This window comes from Streptomyces brevispora, from assembly GCF_007829885.1.
Taxonomy (GTDB): Bacteria; Actinomycetota; Actinomycetes; order Streptomycetales; family Streptomycetaceae; genus Streptomyces; species Streptomyces brevispora.
In genome coordinates this window covers 2,256,455-2,273,249 of the sequence record NZ_VIWW01000001.1, presented here as the reverse complement: position 1 = coordinate 2,273,249, position 16,795 = coordinate 2,256,455, and the positions used below count along the sequence as shown (strand labels likewise).

Genomic DNA, 16,795 nt, shown 5'->3' with positions numbered 1-16,795 from the left:
CGCCGTGCCGCTCCACCCGGCGACGTGGACCCCTGGGTGCAGTCCCTGAGAGACCCCTCCGCCCCAGGTATCAGACCCCTAGGGGTGGCTCCTTACTTCTGTCCAGGGGCCGTTCCTCCCGGCGGAGGACGCTCCGGCCCCGCCCTCTCCGTAGCGTGGTTCATGCGACGCGAACGCACTGCGAGAGCGGCGCGAACGCACCGCGATTGCGGCTGACCGCAGGAGGCGGGGTGGGGAAAACCCCACCCGAAGACTGCGCTGGGCACCAGCGCGCCGGACCCCCTCCAACCAGCAGACTCAGAGCGAGCAGCGACAACAAGGCGCTGACGGACATAGGAGATAAACCGTGACAACGGCTGTAACCATTCCCAGGCACGGGGGCACTGGAAGGCGTACGGCTGTTGCTGCGCGAGCGCGGCAGGTCGTCAAGGCGTACGGGGCGGGGGAGACCCGGGTCGTCGCGCTCGACCACGTCGACGTGGACATCGCCCGCGGCCAGTTCACGGCCATCATGGGCCCGTCCGGCTCCGGCAAGTCGACACTGATGCACTGCCTGGCCGGCCTGGACACCGTGACGTCCGGCCAGATCCACCTCGCCGAGACCGAGATCACCGGCCTCAAGGACAAGAAGCTCACCCAACTCCGGCGCGACCGCATCGGGTTCATCTTCCAGGCGTTCAACCTCCTGCCGACGCTCAACGCGCTGGAGAACATCACGCTGCCGATGGACATCGCGGGCCGCAAGCCGGACGCCGCCTGGCTGCGGCAGGTCGTGGAGACCGTGGGCCTCTCCGACCGGCTCAAGCACCGGCCGACCGAGCTCTCCGGCGGCCAGCAGCAGCGCGTCGCGGTGGCGCGGGCGCTCGCCGGCCAGCCGGAGATCATCTTCGGTGACGAGCCGACCGGGAACCTGGACTCACGGGCCGGCGCCGAGGTGCTCGACTTCCTGCGCAAGTCCGTCGACGAGCTGGGCCAGACCATCGTCATGGTCACCCACGACCCGGTCGCCGCCTCCTACGCGGACCGGGTGCTGTACCTCGCGGACGGCCGCATCGTCGACGAGATGCTCAACCCGACCGCCGACCAGGTGCTCGACCGGATGAAGGACTTCGACGCGCGCGGGCGGACCTCATGACCGTCTGGAAGACCTCGATGCGCAACTTCTTCGCGCACAAGGGCCGGATGGCGCTCTCCGCCGTCGCCGTCCTGCTGTCGGTGGCGTTCGTGTGCGGCACGCTCGTCTTCACCGACACGATGAACACCACGTTCGACAAGCTCTTCGCCGCGACCTCGGCCGATGTCACCGTCATCCCGAAGTCCGCCAGGACCGACGAAACCCCGCAGAACGGCAAGCCCGAATCGCTGCCCGCCTCCGTCGTCGCCCGGGTCGCCAAGGCCGACGGGGTGAAGGACGCCGAGGGCGCCGTCTCCAGCATGGCCGTCACCGTCGTCGACAGCCACAACAAGAACATGGGCTCCGAGACCGGAGCCCCGACGATCGCCGGCAACTGGACGAACAACGACCTGCGCTCGATGGAGATCACCTCCGGCCACGCCCCGCGCGGCCCGACCGAGGTGATGATCGACGCCGACACCGCCGAGAAGCACCACCTGAAGATCGGCGACGAGCTGCGCACCATCGCCGTCACCGGCGACATCAGGGCGAGGATCAGCGGCATCGCCGCCTTCAAGGTCACCAACCCGGGCGCCGCGATCGTCTACCTCGACACGGCCACCGCCCAGCAGAAGCTGCTCGGCCGCCCCGACGTCTTCACCCATGTCTCCGTCACCGCCGAACCCGGTGTCGACGACGGCACGTTGAAGCGGAACGTCGCCACCGCCCTGGACGGCTCGGCCGCGTACAAGCTCCAGACCCAGCAGGAGGCCGCGGACGCCAACAAGGACTCCATGGGCTCGTTCCTCGACGTCATGAAGTACGCGATGCTCGGCTTCGCCGGGATCGCCTTCCTCGTCGGCATCTTCCTGATCGTCAACACCTTCTCGATGCTGGTCGCCCAGCGCACCCGCGAGATCGGCCTGATGCGGGCCATCGGCTCCAGCCGCAAGCAGGTCAACCGGTCCGTGCTGCTGGAGGCGGTGCTCCTGGGCATCGTCGGATCCCTCCTCGGCGTCGCCGCCGGGGTCGGCCTCGCCGTCGGGCTGATGAAGGTCATGGGCGCCGTCGGCATGGAGCTGTCCACCCAGGACCTCACCGTCGCCTGGACTACCCCGGTGATCGGGCTCGCGCTCGGCATCGTCGTGACCGTGCTCGCCGCGTACCTGCCGGCCCGCCGGGCCGGCAAGGTCTCCCCGATGGCCGCCCTGCGCGACTCCGGGACCCCGGCGGACGCCAAGTCGGGTTGGCTCAGGGCCGGAATCGGCCTGGTCCTCACCGGATCGGGCGCGGCGGCCCTGTGGGCGACCGCGCAGGCGGACAAGGCGAGCGACGGCTCGCTCTTCCTCGGCCTGGGCGTGGTCCTCACCCTCATCGGCTTCATCGTGATCGGCCCGCTGCTCGCCGGTGTCGTGGTGCGGGCCCTCAGCGTCATCGTACTGCGGCTGTTCGGCCCGGTCGGCCGGCTGGCGGAGCGCAACGCGCTGCGCAACCCGCGGCGCACCGGAGCGACCGGTGCGGCGCTGATGATCGGCCTCGCGCTGGTGGCCTGCCTCTCGGTGGTGGGCTCCTCGATGGTCGCCTCGGCCACCGACGAGCTGGACAAGTCGGTGGGCGCGGACTTCATCATGCAGTCGTCCAACGGCCAGCTGATCGTCCCGCAGGCCGCCGAGGCGCTGACGACCGCACCCGGCATCGAACACGTCACGAACTACAAGGTCCTCGGCGCGAAGCTCACCAACCCCGACGGTTCGACGACGGACCAGCACGTCACCGCCGCCGACCCGACGTACCCGCAGGACCTGCGGCGCGAGACCGTCGCCGGTGACCTGCCCGCGGCCTACGGCAAGGACGCGATGTCGGTCGGCGACGGCTACGCCACCGCGCACGGGATCAAGGTCGGTGACACGATCACCGTCGCGTTCAAGGCGGGTGCCACGGCGAAGCTGAAGGTCGCCGCGATCACCTCGGACGACACGAGCGTGGACCAGGGCTCCATGTACATGAACACCACGACGGCCCAGCGGTACGTCCCCGCCGACAAGATGCCCAAGAACCTGATCATGTTCGCCAAGGCGCGGGACGGCAAGGAGAAGGAGGCGTACGCCGCCCTCAAGAGCTCACTCGCCCCGTACCCGCAGTACAAGGTGCAGAACCAGGCCGACTTCAAGCAGAGCCTGAAGGACCAGATCGGCCAGCTCCTGAACATCGTGTACGGCCTGCTCGCCCTGGCGATCATCGTCGCGGTCCTCGGAGTCGTGAACACCCTGGCCCTCTCGGTCGTCGAGCGGACCCGCGAGATCGGCCTGATGCGCGCCATCGGCCTCTCCCGCCGCCAGCTGCGCCGGATGATCAGGCTGGAGTCCGTGGTCATCGCCCTGTTCGGCGCGCTGCTCGGCCTCGGCCTCGGAATGGGCTGGGGCACCTCGGCCCAGAAGCTGCTGGCCCTGGAGGGCTTCGGCGTCCTGGAGATCCCGTGGCCGACCATCATCACGGTCTTCGTCGCCTCGGCCTTCGTCGGACTGTTCGCCGCGCTGGTCCCGGCGTTCCGGGCCGGCCGGATGAACGTCCTGAACGCCATCGCCACGGACGGGTGAGGCGGCGCTCACCGTAGACTGAAACACCTCCGGCCCCGGGACGTTCCTCCAAACGCCCCGGGGCCGGATCCGTGTCCGCGGACACCCGCGCACAGCCGCCCTCCCACCGGTGCGTACGAGGTGCGCAGCGATGCGTACCAGGGACGCATCGGGGACGCATCAGGGACGTACCGGGGGCGGACGGGACGTACCCCCGCGCCTCTTCGAGCGGGCTGCACGAAGCTGCCGCGGCCGTGCAGCAAGCTGACACGGCGGCACGGACCCCTTCCCGCTGCCCGCTGGCATCGTCGTGCTGCCGGGAACCCCCGGCCGTACGCAACCGCCGGAGGGAATCGTGTCCAGGTCCTCGCTTTCGCGGCAGCCGGACGGTGCCGCACACCCCGCGGCCTTTCTCGCGGCCCGCACTTCCGCGGCCCCCGTTTCCGCAGCCCCCGTTCCCGTCGTGCCCGGCCGGGAGCACGAGCCGGCCAACGGCTGGGAGTAGGCGGCCGTGATGCGGTTCCAGCTGCTCGGGCCGCTGACCCTCGCGGACGGCCACGAGGCCGTGGTGCTCCAGCCGTCGAAGCCGACCGTCCTGCTGGCCGCGCTGCTGCTGCACGCCAACACCGTGGTCTCCGCCGAATACCTCCAGCGGGCCGTGTGGGGCGAGGAACAGCCCGTCACCGCCAAGGCCGCCCTGCAGACCTGTGTACTGCGGCTGCGCCGGCTCTTCACCCGGCACGGTGTGACCGGGACGGTGATCGAGGCCGTGCCCGGCGGCTACCGGATCACCGCCGCGCCGCACACGCTGGACCTGCTCGGCTTCCGGGACCAGGTGCGCCGGGCGGTGACCCTGTCGGACGACCCGGACGCGGAGCTCAGCACCCTGAAGGACGCGCTGTCGCTCTGGCAGGGCTCGCTGCTGACTAATGTGCGCTCCGACGTGCTGCACCGGGACGAGGTCCCCCGCCTGGCGGAGGAGCGGCTGCGCAGCGTGGAGCGGGTCTGCGATCTGCTGCTGCGGCTGGGACGCTGCGGGGAGGCGCTGGTCGAACTCTGGTCCGCCACCCGGGCGTACCCGGAGAACGAACGGCTCCACGAGCAGTTGATCGAGGCCCTTTACCGAACGGGGCGCCAGTCGCAGGCCCTTGCCGAGTACCGCAGGGTCAAGGCGTTCCTGCTGGACGAGCTGGGAGTCGACCCGTCGCCCGCCCTCCAGCAGCTGGAGCTGGCGATCCTGCGGGGTGAGGACCTCGGCACGGGGCACGGCCCGGCCGCCGCCCCGGTGCGCACCGCCGAGGCCGGGGCAGCCACCGACCGCGGTGCCGGTCCGGTGCCCGCCGTGCCCAACTTCACCGGCCGGGAGGCCGAGACCGCCGCCATGGTGGCCCGGCTCACCGCCCCCGCCGAACCCGGCGAAGAGGCCCCGCACCCGCTCACCGTCCTGGTGTCGGGGCCGCCCGGCATCGGCAAGTCGGCGCTCGCGCACCATGTGGCGCACCTCGTGCGGGACGCCTTCCCCGGCGGCCGGTGGCTGGTGCCGATGACCCGTCCGGACGGCGGGGCGCGCCGGTCCGACGACATCGCCGCGGAGGTGTCCGACGCCTTGCGGGCCGGGCCGGACGGCGAACGCGTCCTGCTGGTCCTGGACGACGTGGTCGACGCCGATCAGGTGCGCCCGCTGCTGCCCGCGATCGCCGGCGCGCAGGGGGCCGTGATCACGACCAGCCGGATGGGGCTCGCCGGGCTCATCGCCACCCACGGCGGATGGGTGCACCGGCTCACCGCCTTCACCGAGGCGGAGTCGTACGCCCTGCTGCTGTCGGTGCTCGGTGCCGAGCGGGTCGAGGAGGAACCGGACGCGGCGCACCGCCTCGCCCGGCTGTGCGGGCACTTCCCCTTCGCCCTGCGGATCCTGACGGCCCGGCTGCTGACCCGGCCGGGGCTGCGGCTCGCCGACGCCGTCGGCTGGCTGGGCGAGGACCCGCTGGCCCGGCTCACCCTGACGGACTCGCCGGACATCTCCGTGCGGGCCCTGCTCGACGGCGCGCTGAACCGGCTGGGACCCCGGCTGTCCGAGGCGTTCCAGCGGGTCGCGGCGGCGCCGGGGGACACCTTCGCCCCCGAAGACAGCCCGGCCGTGACCGAGACGGTCCTGGAACAGCTGGCCGACGCCGGACTGCTGGAGGACGGCCCGCCGGGCCCGTACCGGGTCCATGAACTGCTCCGCAGCTATGTACGCAGAACCGCCCCGGAACACATCCGCCGCACAGAGAAGGTGTGACCCCATGGCCGCGAACACCCCGATTGCCGCACCCTCGAACGCCGTTGCCGGCCCGGCCGGGACCGGTACGTTCGACGCGCTCGCCGAGACCCGGCCGCGCATCCGACGGGACGTGCTGTTCACCGAGACCCCCGGCGGGGTGCTCTTCCACAACGCCGACGGCGGCTTCCACCTGACCGGCCGCACCGCCTACCGCTTCGCCACCCTCGTCGTCCCGCACCTGACCGGCCACCACCGGCTCGCCGAACTCTGCGCCGGGTTCGGACCGGCCCAGCGCGCGATGGCCGCCGAACTGGTCAAGACGCTGTACGAGCGCGGCTTCGCCCGTGACGTGCCCGAGCCGCCGGGCGCGGCGGACCCGGTGCCGGACGAGGCCGCCGCGGAACGGTTCGCGGCGCAGATCGCGTACGTCGACCACTACGCCGACGGCGCACCCGAACGCTTCGCCCGCTTCCGTGCCACCCGGGTCGCCGTGCTCGGCGACGACGAGATCGCCCACTGGTGCGCGCTGAGCCTGCTGCGCAACGGGTGCGCGCGGATCGGCACGATGACGGAGTCCGACGAGATCACGGCCGAGGCGGCGCGGGCCGGGGCGCGGGCCGACCGCCTCGACGCCGGTGCCGGAGCGGGCTGGGACGCGCTCGACGGGTACGACGTCGTCGTGGTGACCGGCACCGGGGCCGGAGCGCGCACCCACCGGCTGCTGGCCGCCGGGATACCCGGGGGCCGCACCCTGATACCCGCCTGGATGTTCGGCGAGCGCGTGGTCGTCGGCCCGCTCGCCACCACCGGCTCCACCGGCTGCTGGTCCTGCGCGGTGCTGCGGCTCGGCGGCAACGTGTCCGCCGCCGACGCCGCCGCGCTGTGGGGTGAGGCCGCGGGCGCCACCCCGGAGTCCGGCGACCGGGTGTCCGGTCCGGTCGCCGCGATGGTCGGCAACCTCATCGGCTACGAGATCTTCCGCATCGCCACCGGCGCGCTGCCCGCCGAGACCGACGGCCAGGTACTGGTCCAGGACCTGGCCTCGCTGGACGTGCGGGCCGAACCCGTGCGGCCCCACCCGCGCTGCGTCCGCTGCGCCGCGCTCGACACCGGGCAGCCGCCCGCCGCACTGCCGGACGCACTGGCGCTGCCGGTCACCGCGACGGTCGAGACGGCCCGGGACGCGGAGGCGATGGTCGAGGAGCTGAACCGGATCAGCACGGCGCTGGTCCGCCCGTACACCGGGGTCTTCAGCCGGTACGACGACGAGGCGCTGACCCAGACCCCGCTGAAGGTCAGCCGGGTCGAGGTGGCGCTCGGTGCGGGGGTGCGGCGGCTGGTCGCCGCCTTCGACGTGCACCATCTGGCCGGTGCGCGGATGCGGGCGCTGTACGCCGCCGCGGCCGCGTACGTCGAGCACGTGGTCCCGCCGGCCGGGTCGACGGACACGCGGGCCGGGGCGGACCGGGTGCTGGGTCCCGAGGCGTTCACCACCTTCGGCGGCAGCGGCGCGACCCCGGCCGCCTGGACCGTCGCGACCTCGCTGCTCACCAAGGAGCCCGTGCGGGTGCCCGCCGAGGCGGTGCGGACCTTCGGGGCGCGCAACCACCACCGGGTGCACCTCGCGACCTCCGCCGGATCGGGCGCCGGCCCCGGTGCGCGGGAGGCCGCGGGCACCGGCCTGATGTCGGCCCTGGCGCACGACGCGCTGCTGCGGGCGGTCCGCGGCGGCACGGCCGTCAGCCCGGTCGCCGCCGACGGGGAGGACCCGGAGCTGGTGTTCCTGCTGAAGTCCGCGGCCAACCTGGACCTCGCGGTGGAACTGCTCGACCTCGGTGAGGCGGAGCGCACCTCGGCCCACGCGGTGCTGGCCCGTGAGGCCGACGGACCCTCGGGGCACGGGCGTTGGGCGATCGGTGCGGGCCTCTCGCGCCGGGCGGCGGTCTGCGCGGCGCTGCGGGATCTCCTGGGGCAGGCGCAGCTGGCCGCCGAGGACCCGGCGGGCGTCGTGGACCTGGGCGACCCGCTGGTCCGCGATCTCGCCGCCGCGGCCGTCGCGGTGACCGGCGCCCCGGTCACGGCGGGCGGGCCGGAGACCACGTTCGACGCGGTGCTGGAGCGGCTGCGGCGCGCCGGACGCGACGCGCTGTACGTGGACACCACCCCGGCGGACCTCGCGGCGGCCGGCATCGCCACGGCCAGGGTGCTGCTCACGGTGGACGGCGCGGGAGCCCCCGATGCCCGTTGAGACGCCCGTGCGTGCCGCCGGCCCGGCGCAGGAGTCCGCGCGCCTGCTCACGGAGCTCCTGCACGACGCGCTGAGCCGGCACGGCACACCGCCGCCGCTGGACGTCGCGCCGCTCGGCGTACGCGACGCGTTCGCGCCCGGGGCCGCCCCGGCCGGCCCCGCCCCCGACACCACCGCCGCCGTGCCCGTCCGCTTCTACGGCAGGCACGCCGTCGTCGGCCCGTTCACGACCGCACGTGGGAGCGGCCCGCAGCCCTGTGCCCACTGCCTCGAACGGCGCTGGCAGGCCGTCCGGTCCGTCGCACTGCGCGAGGCCCTGGAGCTCGGCTCCGGCACCAGGGCGGCCGGGGAATCCCCCTACATCACACCGTTCGCCGCCCACACCCTCGCGGGCCTCGTCGCCGCCAGAACCGCCGGGGACGGACCGGACACCGGCGCCTTCCCCGCCGTGCACCTGGTGGACCTGGAGACCCTGACGGTCCGGCACTACCCGCTCGTGCCCGACCCGGAGTGCCCGCGCTGCGGACACGTCGAACCGGACACGGCCGAGGCCGCCGTGCTCACCCTGCGGCCCGCCCCCAAGGCCCGGCCCGGCACTTTCCGGGTCCGCGACATCGAGACGTACGAACTGCCCGTCGAGCCGTACGCCAACCCCGTCTGCGGCTCGCTCGGCCCCTCCGTCGTGCAGGACGTCTCCTCGACGTCGACCTCGGCCACCATCGGCTGCTTCTCCATGCGCTCGGGCGAGTACCTGCGCGAGACGTACTGGGGCGGTCACGCCGACACCTTCGCCGAGAGCATGCGGATCGGGGTGCTCGAAGGCCTGGAGCGGTACGCGGGCATGCGTTCCCGGGCCAAGCGCGCACAGACCCGCGGTTCGCTGGACGCGCTGCGCGATCGTGGTGAGCGGGCCCTCGACCCGCGCGTCTGCGGGCTGTACTCCGACGCCTTCCACCGCGCCAACCCGCACGTCCCGCCGTTCACCCCGGACCGCGAGATCCCGTGGGTGCACGGCTACTCGCTGCGCGACAACCACCCGGTCCTGGTCCCGGAAGTCCTCACGTACTACCACGCACCCGGCCTGGAGAACCGCTTCGTGCAGGAGAGCTCCAACGGCTGCGCCTCGGGCGGCTGCCTGGAGGAGGCCGTCTACTTCGGCCTGATGGAGGTCATCGAACGCGACGCGTTCCTGCTGACCTGGTACGGGCGGGCCGCCCTGCCCGAGATCGATCCGCGCACCAGCCGCCGACCGGCCACCCGGCAGATGGTCGACCGGCTGGAGATGTACGGCTACGAGGCCCGCTTCTTCGACACCCGGATCTCCTTCCCCGTCCCCGTCGTCACCGGTGTCGCGGTGCGGCCCGACGGCGGCCTCGGCCGGATGTGCTTCGGCGCGGGCGCCGGACTCGACCCGGAGGCGGCGCTGGCCGGTGCGCTCTGCGAGATCGCCACCGACGCCGTGAACCTCCGGCGCCGCACCGAGCGCGAGCTGCCCCGGCTGCGCGCCATGGCCGACGACTTCGGGCGGGTCGAGGCGCTGCACGACCACCCGCTGGCCTACGGAATCCCCGAGATGGGCAGCCACGCCCACTTCCTGATCGGCGAACCGGGAGCGCCGCGCCCGCCCGCCCGGTCCTTCGCCGAGCTGTACGGGGACGGCTCCGTGCCCCCCGTCTCCGACGACCTGCGGGAGGACCTGGCGAGTTGCGTGGACGCGGTCACCGCCGCCGGCTTCGACGTGATCGTCGTCGACCAGACCATGCCGGAACAGCGTGAACTGGGCCTGACCACGGTCTCCGTCATCGTGCCGGGGCTGCTGCCGATCGACTTCGGCTGGACGCGGCAGCGGGCGCTGGACATGCCGAGGCTGCGTACCGCGCTGGGTGCGGCCGGGCTGCGTCCGGGCGAACTCACCGACGCCGAACTCAACCTCGCCCCTCACCCCTTCCCGTGATCCGTCACCCGTGACCAAGGAGCCTGCCATGGGGTACGCCCATGAATACGCCGACGCGATCCTCCAGCGAAACCGGGTCCCGATGGAGCCGGTGGACTACGTGCCGAACTGGGCGGACGGCCCGCGCAAGGGCAAGCACTACCCGGGCGTCGACAGCATGCCGCTGCCCGCGTCCGGCTACCCGGCCGACGCCTCGCTCGACCGCGGCCTGGACCAGGACGCCGCCAGGGACGGGGAGTTCGACCTTCCGGCGCTCTCCGGAATGCTCCGTGACTCGTACGGGCTGACCGGCCGCAGGCTCGGCGTCCAGGCCAACACCGACCTGAGCGCCCTGCCGCACTACCCGCTCGCCAACTGGTCCCGGGGCTCCGCCTCCGGCGGCGGCCTCTACCCGGTCAGCGTGTACTGGGTGTCCGGGGCGAGCGGGCCCGTACCGCCGGGCGTGCACTACTACTCCACCCGCCACCACGCCATGCAGCGGCTGCTGACCGGCGAGGTGTCGCACGAGGTGCGGGCCGCGCTCGGGGACGGCGCGCCGGGGCCGGACACCGACCAGTACCTGGTCCTGGGCATCAAGTACTGGCAGAACGCCTTCAAGTACAACAACTTCTCCTTCCACGCCGTGTCCATGGACCTCGGCGCGTGCCTCCAGACCTGGCGGATGTGGGCGGGCGCCCGGGGGCTGTCCGTCGAGCCCGCGCTCTGGTTCGACGAGGAGCGGCTCGGGCGGCTGCTCGGCGTGGACACGCAGGAGGAGGGCCTCTTCGCCGTCGTCCCGCTGAAGTGGGCGGGCACCGGCCCCCGCCGGGAGCCGGTCCCCGCCCCGCCCGCCGAGGCCTCCGTACGCCACCGGGACCAGGAGCGGTCGCGCACCGTGCTCACCTTCGACGCGCTGCGCCGGATGCAGGCGGTCACCGCCGGGCACGCCGCGGACCGGCCGGCCCCTGCGGACCTCGCCCCCGCGGCGGCGAACCCCGTGGACCGGACCCGCCCCGAGGTGGCGCTGCCGCCTGCCGGGCCGCTCGGCACCGACGTGCGCACCGCCCTGCGCGACCGGCGCAGCAGCTTCGGCCGCTTCGATGCCCAGCACCCGCTGACCGCAGGCCAGTTGGCGTCCTGCCTGGCAGCCGCCGCGGCCGGTTCGCGGATCGGCGGGGACGACGGCGGGCAGCGGCTGGCGAAGCTCTACGCGTTCGTCAGCCATGTCGAGTCGCTCACCCCCGGGGCGTACGAGTACGACCCCGAGGCACACAGCCTGCGCCTGGTGAAGGCGGGCCGGCCCGGCGAGTTCCTCCAGCGCAACTACTTCCTGACGAACTACAACCTGGAACAGGCGGGCGCCGTCCTGGTGCCCACCGTCCGTACCCACGCCGTGCTCGACGCCGTCGGCGACCGGGGATACCGCCTGGTCAACGCCATCGTCGGCGCGATCGCCCAGACCGTGTACACCGCCGCGTCCGCCGTGCACACCGGCTGCGGGGTGGCGCTCGGCTTCGACAACCTCTCGTACGCCGAGGAGCTCGGACTCGAGGCGACGGGTGAGGCACCGCTGCTGATCATGATGATCGGCAACGAGCGGCCCGCCCCGGCCGACTTCCGGTACGAGATCGCCTGACGGCCGCCCCACGGGGAGGCCGCGAGCCCCACCACCTTCGACGATGCCCGCAACCGGAAGGGGAAGCCCCGAAATGACCCCGGACAACCCACCCACCGCCGTCACCCGGCCCCGCTTCATGCTGCGGGTCGCCGGACTGCCGGTGGAGAGCGTGCAGGCGCTGCGCTGCCCGGAGAGCCGCCGCTGGGCCGATGAACTCCTCGTCTCCACCGAGCGGTTGCGGGCCGGGGGCGAGGCGCTCGGCGACCTGATCCACGGCCTGGTCGGCGGCACCGAGGACGAGGCGCTGCGCCGGACGCTGCTCAAGCTGCGCCGCGACGTCTTCAACAACCGGCTGCCCCGCCCCGACGCCGCCGAGCGGGCCCTCGCCGTGGTGCGGGGCCTCGACCCGGCAGCGGCCGCGGCACTGGCCGACTGGCTGACCACCCGGCGGCGGCTGGACGAGCACCGGGCCGCCGGCGCCGGGCTGCTCGCCGAGGAGACCGGCCGGGCCCGCGAGGCGCTGCGCCGGACCGCGGGCGAGGAGCGGCTGCGCAACGGGCTGCTGCTGGCGTCACCCACGCTGGACGCCCAGCTCGACGCGTACACAAGAAACGGCGGCGTCCCGAACCCCGACCGCAAGCAGCGCAAGATCGAACGCTCGCTGCTCTCCTACGTGTACCGCACGGCCTGCAAGACCAGCCCCTTCTCCACGTTCACCGGGGTGGCACTTGGCACCCTCGGTGAACCGGACGCGGACGGCGGCGGGCTCGGTGTCCGGGTCGACGACGTCTGGAGCGGGCGCATCCGGCTCAACGTGGTGGCCGTCGGCCGGCTCGCCGAAGCGGTGATCGCCGATCCGGTGCGCCGGGCCGACCTGCCGGTCGCCCCGGCCTCCGGCTGGGGCCGCGACGACGACCGGGTCCGCTATGTGCGCCGCTGGGTCACCCAGGGCGACGAGGACACCGCCGTCACCTTCGACGCGGTGAAGGACCGGCTGTTCTTCCTCCACCGCAGCGGCACCCTGGAACGGCTCCTCGCCATGTTCGAGGAGCACGGCACCCTGCGCTACGGCGAGCTGGTGAGCTGGCTGGCCGCGGACCGGGGGGCCGGTGACGAGGAGTGCGCCCAGTACCTCAAGGCACTCCTGGACCTCGGCATGGTGCAGGTCCCGTGCCTGCGCACCGAGGTCCACGACACCGACCCGCTGGGCGCCTTCCAGTCCTCCCTGCGAGGGCTCGGCCGCCCCTGGGCGGACCGGCTGGCCGCACGCCTGGACACCCCGATGTCCTGCATCGACCGGTTCGCGGACGCGGACCCGGCCGGGCGGCGGGCACTGCTCGACGAGGTGCGCACCTCGCTGCGCACCCTCCAGGAGGAGGAGCTCGGGGCCGCCGCGGCGAAGGTCCCGCAGACCCTGCTCTACGAGGACGCGGCGGCCGGGCACACGGCCCGGCTGTCCGCCCCGGACTGGGAGCGGCTGGCCGCCGGTCCGCTCGGCGCCGTGGAGCGCGTCCTGCCCGCCTTCGACCTCACGCTGCCGCAGCGCGTCACGTTCAGGGGGTTCTTCCTCGCCCGCTACGGGCAGGGCGGGCGCTGCGACGACCTGCTGAAACTCGTCCACGACTTCCACGAGGACTTCTTCGACCAGTACATCTCGTTCACCTCGAAGCACACCACGTTCGACGAGGACGGGAACTACGTACCCGAGGAGAACTGGCTCTCCCTGCCGCAGCTCAAGGCCCTCGACACGGCCCGGCTGGCCTTCGTCGAGCGGATGCGCGCCCTGTGGGCGGCCACCACGTCGGCCCCGGGCCCGGTCCCGGACGAGATCCGGATCGACGAGGGCTTCCTCGCCGAGGTCGCCGCCGAACTCGAACCGCTGGCAACCGACTTCACCCCGCTCACGCACCATGTGCAGATCGTGGACCGGCCCGTCGATCCGCTGGTCGTCCTGAACCGTTCCTACGGCGGGGTGTCCTTCCCGTTCAGCCGGTTCACCCATCTCTTCGACGGCCTGGACGAGCAACTCCTCGACGCCACCACACCCCTCGTGCCCGAGGGCGCCGTCCTCGCCGAGGTCACCGGGGGACCCGTCACCAGCAACCTCAACCTGCACGGCCGGCTCACCGGGTACGAGATCGTCTGCCCCGGCGAGCGCGGCACCCTGCCCCCGGACCGCCGCATCCACCTGGACGACCTGTACCTCGTCCACGACCCGGACACCGACCGGCTCACGCTGCGCTCCACCCGCCTGGACAAGGAGGTCATCCCGGTCTACCTCGGCTACCTCGTCCCGCTCGCGCTGCCCGAACTGCCCCGCACCCTGCTGCTGCTCTCACCGACCTCGATGTCCCCGCTCCACGTCTGGGGCGGCGTCCCCGAGGGCGCCCCCGTCGACGGGGTGACCAGCAGGCCGCGTGTCCGGCACGGCAGCGTGGTGCTCAGCCGGCGCAGCTGGACCGCGCCCGCCACGGCCCTGCCGCTGCGCGGGCCCGGGACGGCGGACGACGCGTGGTTCCTGGACTGGCACGCGTTCCGCCGCGCCCACGCCCTGCCGGACCGGGTGTTCGTCACCGTCTCGGACGGCGGGGCGCGCGGGGCGACCGGGGCCAAGCCGAGCTACCTGGACTTCGACAGCCCGCTTTCGCTGGCGGCGTTCGAGGCGCTGGTCAAGAACCCCGGGGCGCGGGTCGTGTTCCGGGAAATGCTGCCCGACGAGGACTCCCTGCACACCGTCTCCGCCCACGGCCACCACGTCGCCGAGCTCGCGCTGGAGACCCTCGCCCCCGCCCGAGAGAGGAACCACCCATGAGCTCAGCCCTCACCGGCCCCGCCCCCGCGGACACCCGCCGGGCGGGAGCCTGGCAGGCCACCCACATCTTCTACGCCGCCAACCCCCGCCCCATGCTCACGCACTGCATCCGCCCCCTGATCGCCGCACTGGAGGCCGACGGGCTGCTCGCGGGGTACTTCTTCATCAACTACTGGCTGGAGGGTCCGCACGTGAGGCTGCGGATCAGGCCCTCCTGCCCGGAGGCCGAGGCAGAGGTCCGGCGCCGCACGGAGGAGGCCCTCGACGCGTTCCTGACCGAACGCCCCGCCCTGTACGAAGTGGACTCGGGGTTCCTCAACGAGTTCTACAACGCCCTGTTCGACATCGAGTTCCCCGGCGCCGAACGCGGCGCGTACATGGACGACCGGGGCCGGATGAACCTGCGCCCCAACAACTCGCGCAGTGACGAGAGGTACGAACCGGAGTACGCCAAGTACGGTGGCCCGGCCGGGATCGAGCTGGCCGAATGGCACTTCCGGCACTCCAGCGACCTGGTCATCGACGCCTTCCGGTCGAAGAACCTGCACCTGCGGACCGTACTGCTGGGCACCTCCGCCCAGTTGATGATGGTGATGTCGGCGACCTTCCTGCCCGACCGGCAGAAGCTGGCCGACTACCTCGACAGCTACTACGAGTTCTGGCACCGGGCGTTCCCCGGGACCGGCTTCATCGGCAGTGACGAGTACGACAGCAACTACGCCTCGATGGCCGCCGGCCTCGCCTCCCGCTTCGACCGCGTCCGCGCCGCCACGGCGGGCGAGGGCGGCGCCGCCCGGCTGCCCGGCTTCCTCGCGGGATGGGCCGAGCACTGCGCCGAACTCCGGGAGCGGGTGGTCGCGCTGGCCCGCGACGGCGATCTGGTGTTCCCGTCACGCGACGGAGAGGGCGACGGCGACGGCGAGGAGCGGGTCACCGCCCCGTCGGCCGCGCTGCCGATGCTCCTCTCCCCGTACATGCACATGACCAACAATCGGCTGCATGTGACGATCAGGGACGAGGCCTACCTCTCGCACGTGCTCGGCCGCGCCCTGCGGGAGTCCGGATGAGTGCCGCGGCGCCCGGCGCCGACGCCCTCGCCGCGTACCGGCCCGCACTGCGGCCCGGAGTCCTGCTCAGCGATGCGCTGCTGCACGGCGCCGCGACGGTGCACCTGATCAAGGACACCGACAGCGACAGCTCCTTCAAGGTCGGCCCCAAGGAGCACTTCCTCATCGCCCGGATGGACGGCGAGCACACCCTCGGGGAGATCGGCGAGGCGTACGCGCAGGCCTACGGCCGCCGGCTCGACCACACCCGCTGGCAGCAGATCCTCCGGATGCTCGGCACCCGCGGCCTGCTGACCGGGGCCCCCGCCCGGACGTCCGCCGAAGCCGCGGGCGGCCCCGGACCGTCCGCGTCCGCGACGCCCCGACGAGGCGTCCTGCGCGGCAGCATCCGGCTGGTCGCCGACGCGGACGCCACCGCGGCCCGGCTGCACCGGGCCGTGGGCTTCCTCCTCGCCCCGGGATGGATGGTGCCGCTGCTCACGGCCCTCGTGGCGATGGAGGCGGTCATCGCCCTGCGGGCGGGCGAACTCCTCCAGGCCACCCGCGAGGTCTTCACCAATCCGGTGCTGCTGACCGGACTCGCCACACTGCTCTGGTTCAGCACCGCCCTGCACGAACTGGCCCACGCCGTGGTCGCCCGGCACAACGGCGGCAAGGTCGCCGAGATCGGCCTGCGTTGGCGCTTCCCCGTGCTCATCATGTACTGCACTGTGGACAACTACCTGTACCTGGGCTCCCGCCGGCAGCGCATCAACACCGCGCTCGCCGGAGCGGTGATGAACCTGCTGTTCCTGCTGCCGTTCTGCGCCCTGTGGCTGTTCGCCCCCCTCGACGACCCCACGCACGACGCGTTCGGCGCGCTGCTGCTCCTCGGCAGCGCCCAGGCACTCGCCATGCTGGTGCCCCTTCCGCCGCTCGACGGCTACCGGATCGCCGGCCAGCTGTGCGGGGCCACCGAACTGGCCGCCTCGACCGTCACGTATCTGCGCCTGGCCGCACGCCGCGACCCGGCCGCCGCCGGTTATCCGCGGCGCGCCCGGACCGCGTATCTCGGCTACGGGACGTGCGCGGTACTCGCCCTCGTCCTGGTCCTCGCCGCCGTCGTCGCGGCCGTTGTCCACCTGCTCCCCGCCTGACCGCCGCCCGACCCGCCGATCAGCG

9 protein-coding genes are annotated in these 16,795 nt (G+C 73.0%); all 9 read left to right on the top strand.

Annotated features, from left to right (window positions below; genetic code table 11):
* The first annotated feature begins 346 nt into the window (after positions 1 to 346).
* Positions 347 to 1,135 carry an ABC transporter ATP-binding protein gene (locus tag FHX80_RS10390; RefSeq protein ID WP_145763934.1) on the top strand — a complete coding sequence of 263 codons (789 nt, stop codon included), beginning with the start codon at positions 347 to 349 and terminating at the stop codon, positions 1,133 to 1,135.
* Positions 1,132 to 3,711: an ABC transporter permease gene (locus FHX80_RS10385; protein ID WP_145763933.1), complete on the top strand. Its 2,580-nt coding sequence runs from the start codon at positions 1,132 to 1,134 to the stop codon at positions 3,709 to 3,711. The genes FHX80_RS10390 and FHX80_RS10385 overlap by 4 nt, the downstream gene beginning before the upstream one ends.
* Before the next feature lie 493 nt (positions 3,712 to 4,204).
* On the top strand, positions 4,205 to 5,974 hold the full coding sequence (locus tag FHX80_RS10380) for an AfsR/SARP family transcriptional regulator (RefSeq protein WP_145767197.1): 1,770 nt from the start codon (positions 4,205 to 4,207) through the stop codon (positions 5,972 to 5,974).
* A 4-nt stretch (positions 5,975 to 5,978) separates the two neighbouring features.
* The gene (locus FHX80_RS10375) at positions 5,979 to 8,204 is read left to right on the top strand and encodes a TOMM precursor leader peptide-binding protein (protein ID WP_145763932.1); all 2,226 of its coding nucleotides are present in this window, start codon (positions 5,979 to 5,981) and stop codon (positions 8,202 to 8,204) included.
* Positions 8,194 to 10,158 (top strand): TOMM precursor leader peptide-binding protein, encoded by a 1,965-nt coding sequence (locus FHX80_RS10370; protein ID WP_145763931.1) that lies wholly within the window; start codon positions 8,194 to 8,196, stop codon positions 10,156 to 10,158. Before FHX80_RS10375 ends, FHX80_RS10370 begins: the two co-directional genes overlap by 11 nt.
* A gap of 28 nt (positions 10,159 to 10,186) precedes the next feature.
* Positions 10,187 to 11,773: a nitroreductase family protein gene (locus FHX80_RS10365; RefSeq protein WP_145763930.1), complete on the top strand. Its 1,587-nt coding sequence runs from the start codon at positions 10,187 to 10,189 to the stop codon at positions 11,771 to 11,773.
* 73 nt (positions 11,774 to 11,846) lie between these two features.
* Complete coding sequence (locus tag FHX80_RS10360; protein WP_145763929.1) at positions 11,847 to 14,567, top strand: lantibiotic dehydratase; 2,721 nt, start codon at positions 11,847 to 11,849, stop codon at positions 14,565 to 14,567.
* Positions 14,564 to 15,634 carry a lantibiotic dehydratase C-terminal domain-containing protein gene (locus FHX80_RS10355; protein WP_145763928.1) on the top strand — a complete coding sequence of 357 codons (1,071 nt, stop codon included), beginning with the start codon at positions 14,564 to 14,566 and terminating at the stop codon, positions 15,632 to 15,634. Before FHX80_RS10360 ends, FHX80_RS10355 begins: the two co-directional genes overlap by 4 nt.
* Positions 15,631 to 16,770, top strand: coding sequence for a M50 family metallopeptidase (locus tag FHX80_RS10350; protein WP_145763927.1), 1,140 nt, complete (start codon positions 15,631 to 15,633; stop codon positions 16,768 to 16,770). Before FHX80_RS10355 ends, FHX80_RS10350 begins: the two co-directional genes overlap by 4 nt.
* The last annotated feature ends 25 nt before the right edge of the window (positions 16,771 to 16,795 follow it).

Coding starts and splice junctions, on each gene's coding strand:
- FHX80_RS10350 (WP_145763927.1), top strand. CDS start 15,631: ATGAGTGCCGCGGCGCCCGGCGCCGACGCCCTCGCCGCGTACCGGCCC.
- FHX80_RS10355 (WP_145763928.1), top strand. CDS start 14,564: ATGAGCTCAGCCCTCACCGGCCCCGCCCCCGCGGACACCCGCCGGGCG.
- FHX80_RS10370 (WP_145763931.1), top strand. CDS start 8,194: ATGCCCGTTGAGACGCCCGTGCGTGCCGCCGGCCCGGCGCAGGAGTCC.
- FHX80_RS10385 (WP_145763933.1), top strand. CDS start 1,132: ATGACCGTCTGGAAGACCTCGATGCGCAACTTCTTCGCGCACAAGGGC.
- FHX80_RS10375 (WP_145763932.1), top strand. CDS start 5,979: ATGGCCGCGAACACCCCGATTGCCGCACCCTCGAACGCCGTTGCCGGC.
- FHX80_RS10365 (WP_145763930.1), top strand. CDS start 10,187: ATGGGGTACGCCCATGAATACGCCGACGCGATCCTCCAGCGAAACCGG.
- FHX80_RS10380 (WP_145767197.1), top strand. CDS start 4,205: ATGCGGTTCCAGCTGCTCGGGCCGCTGACCCTCGCGGACGGCCACGAG.
- FHX80_RS10360 (WP_145763929.1), top strand. CDS start 11,847: ATGACCCCGGACAACCCACCCACCGCCGTCACCCGGCCCCGCTTCATG.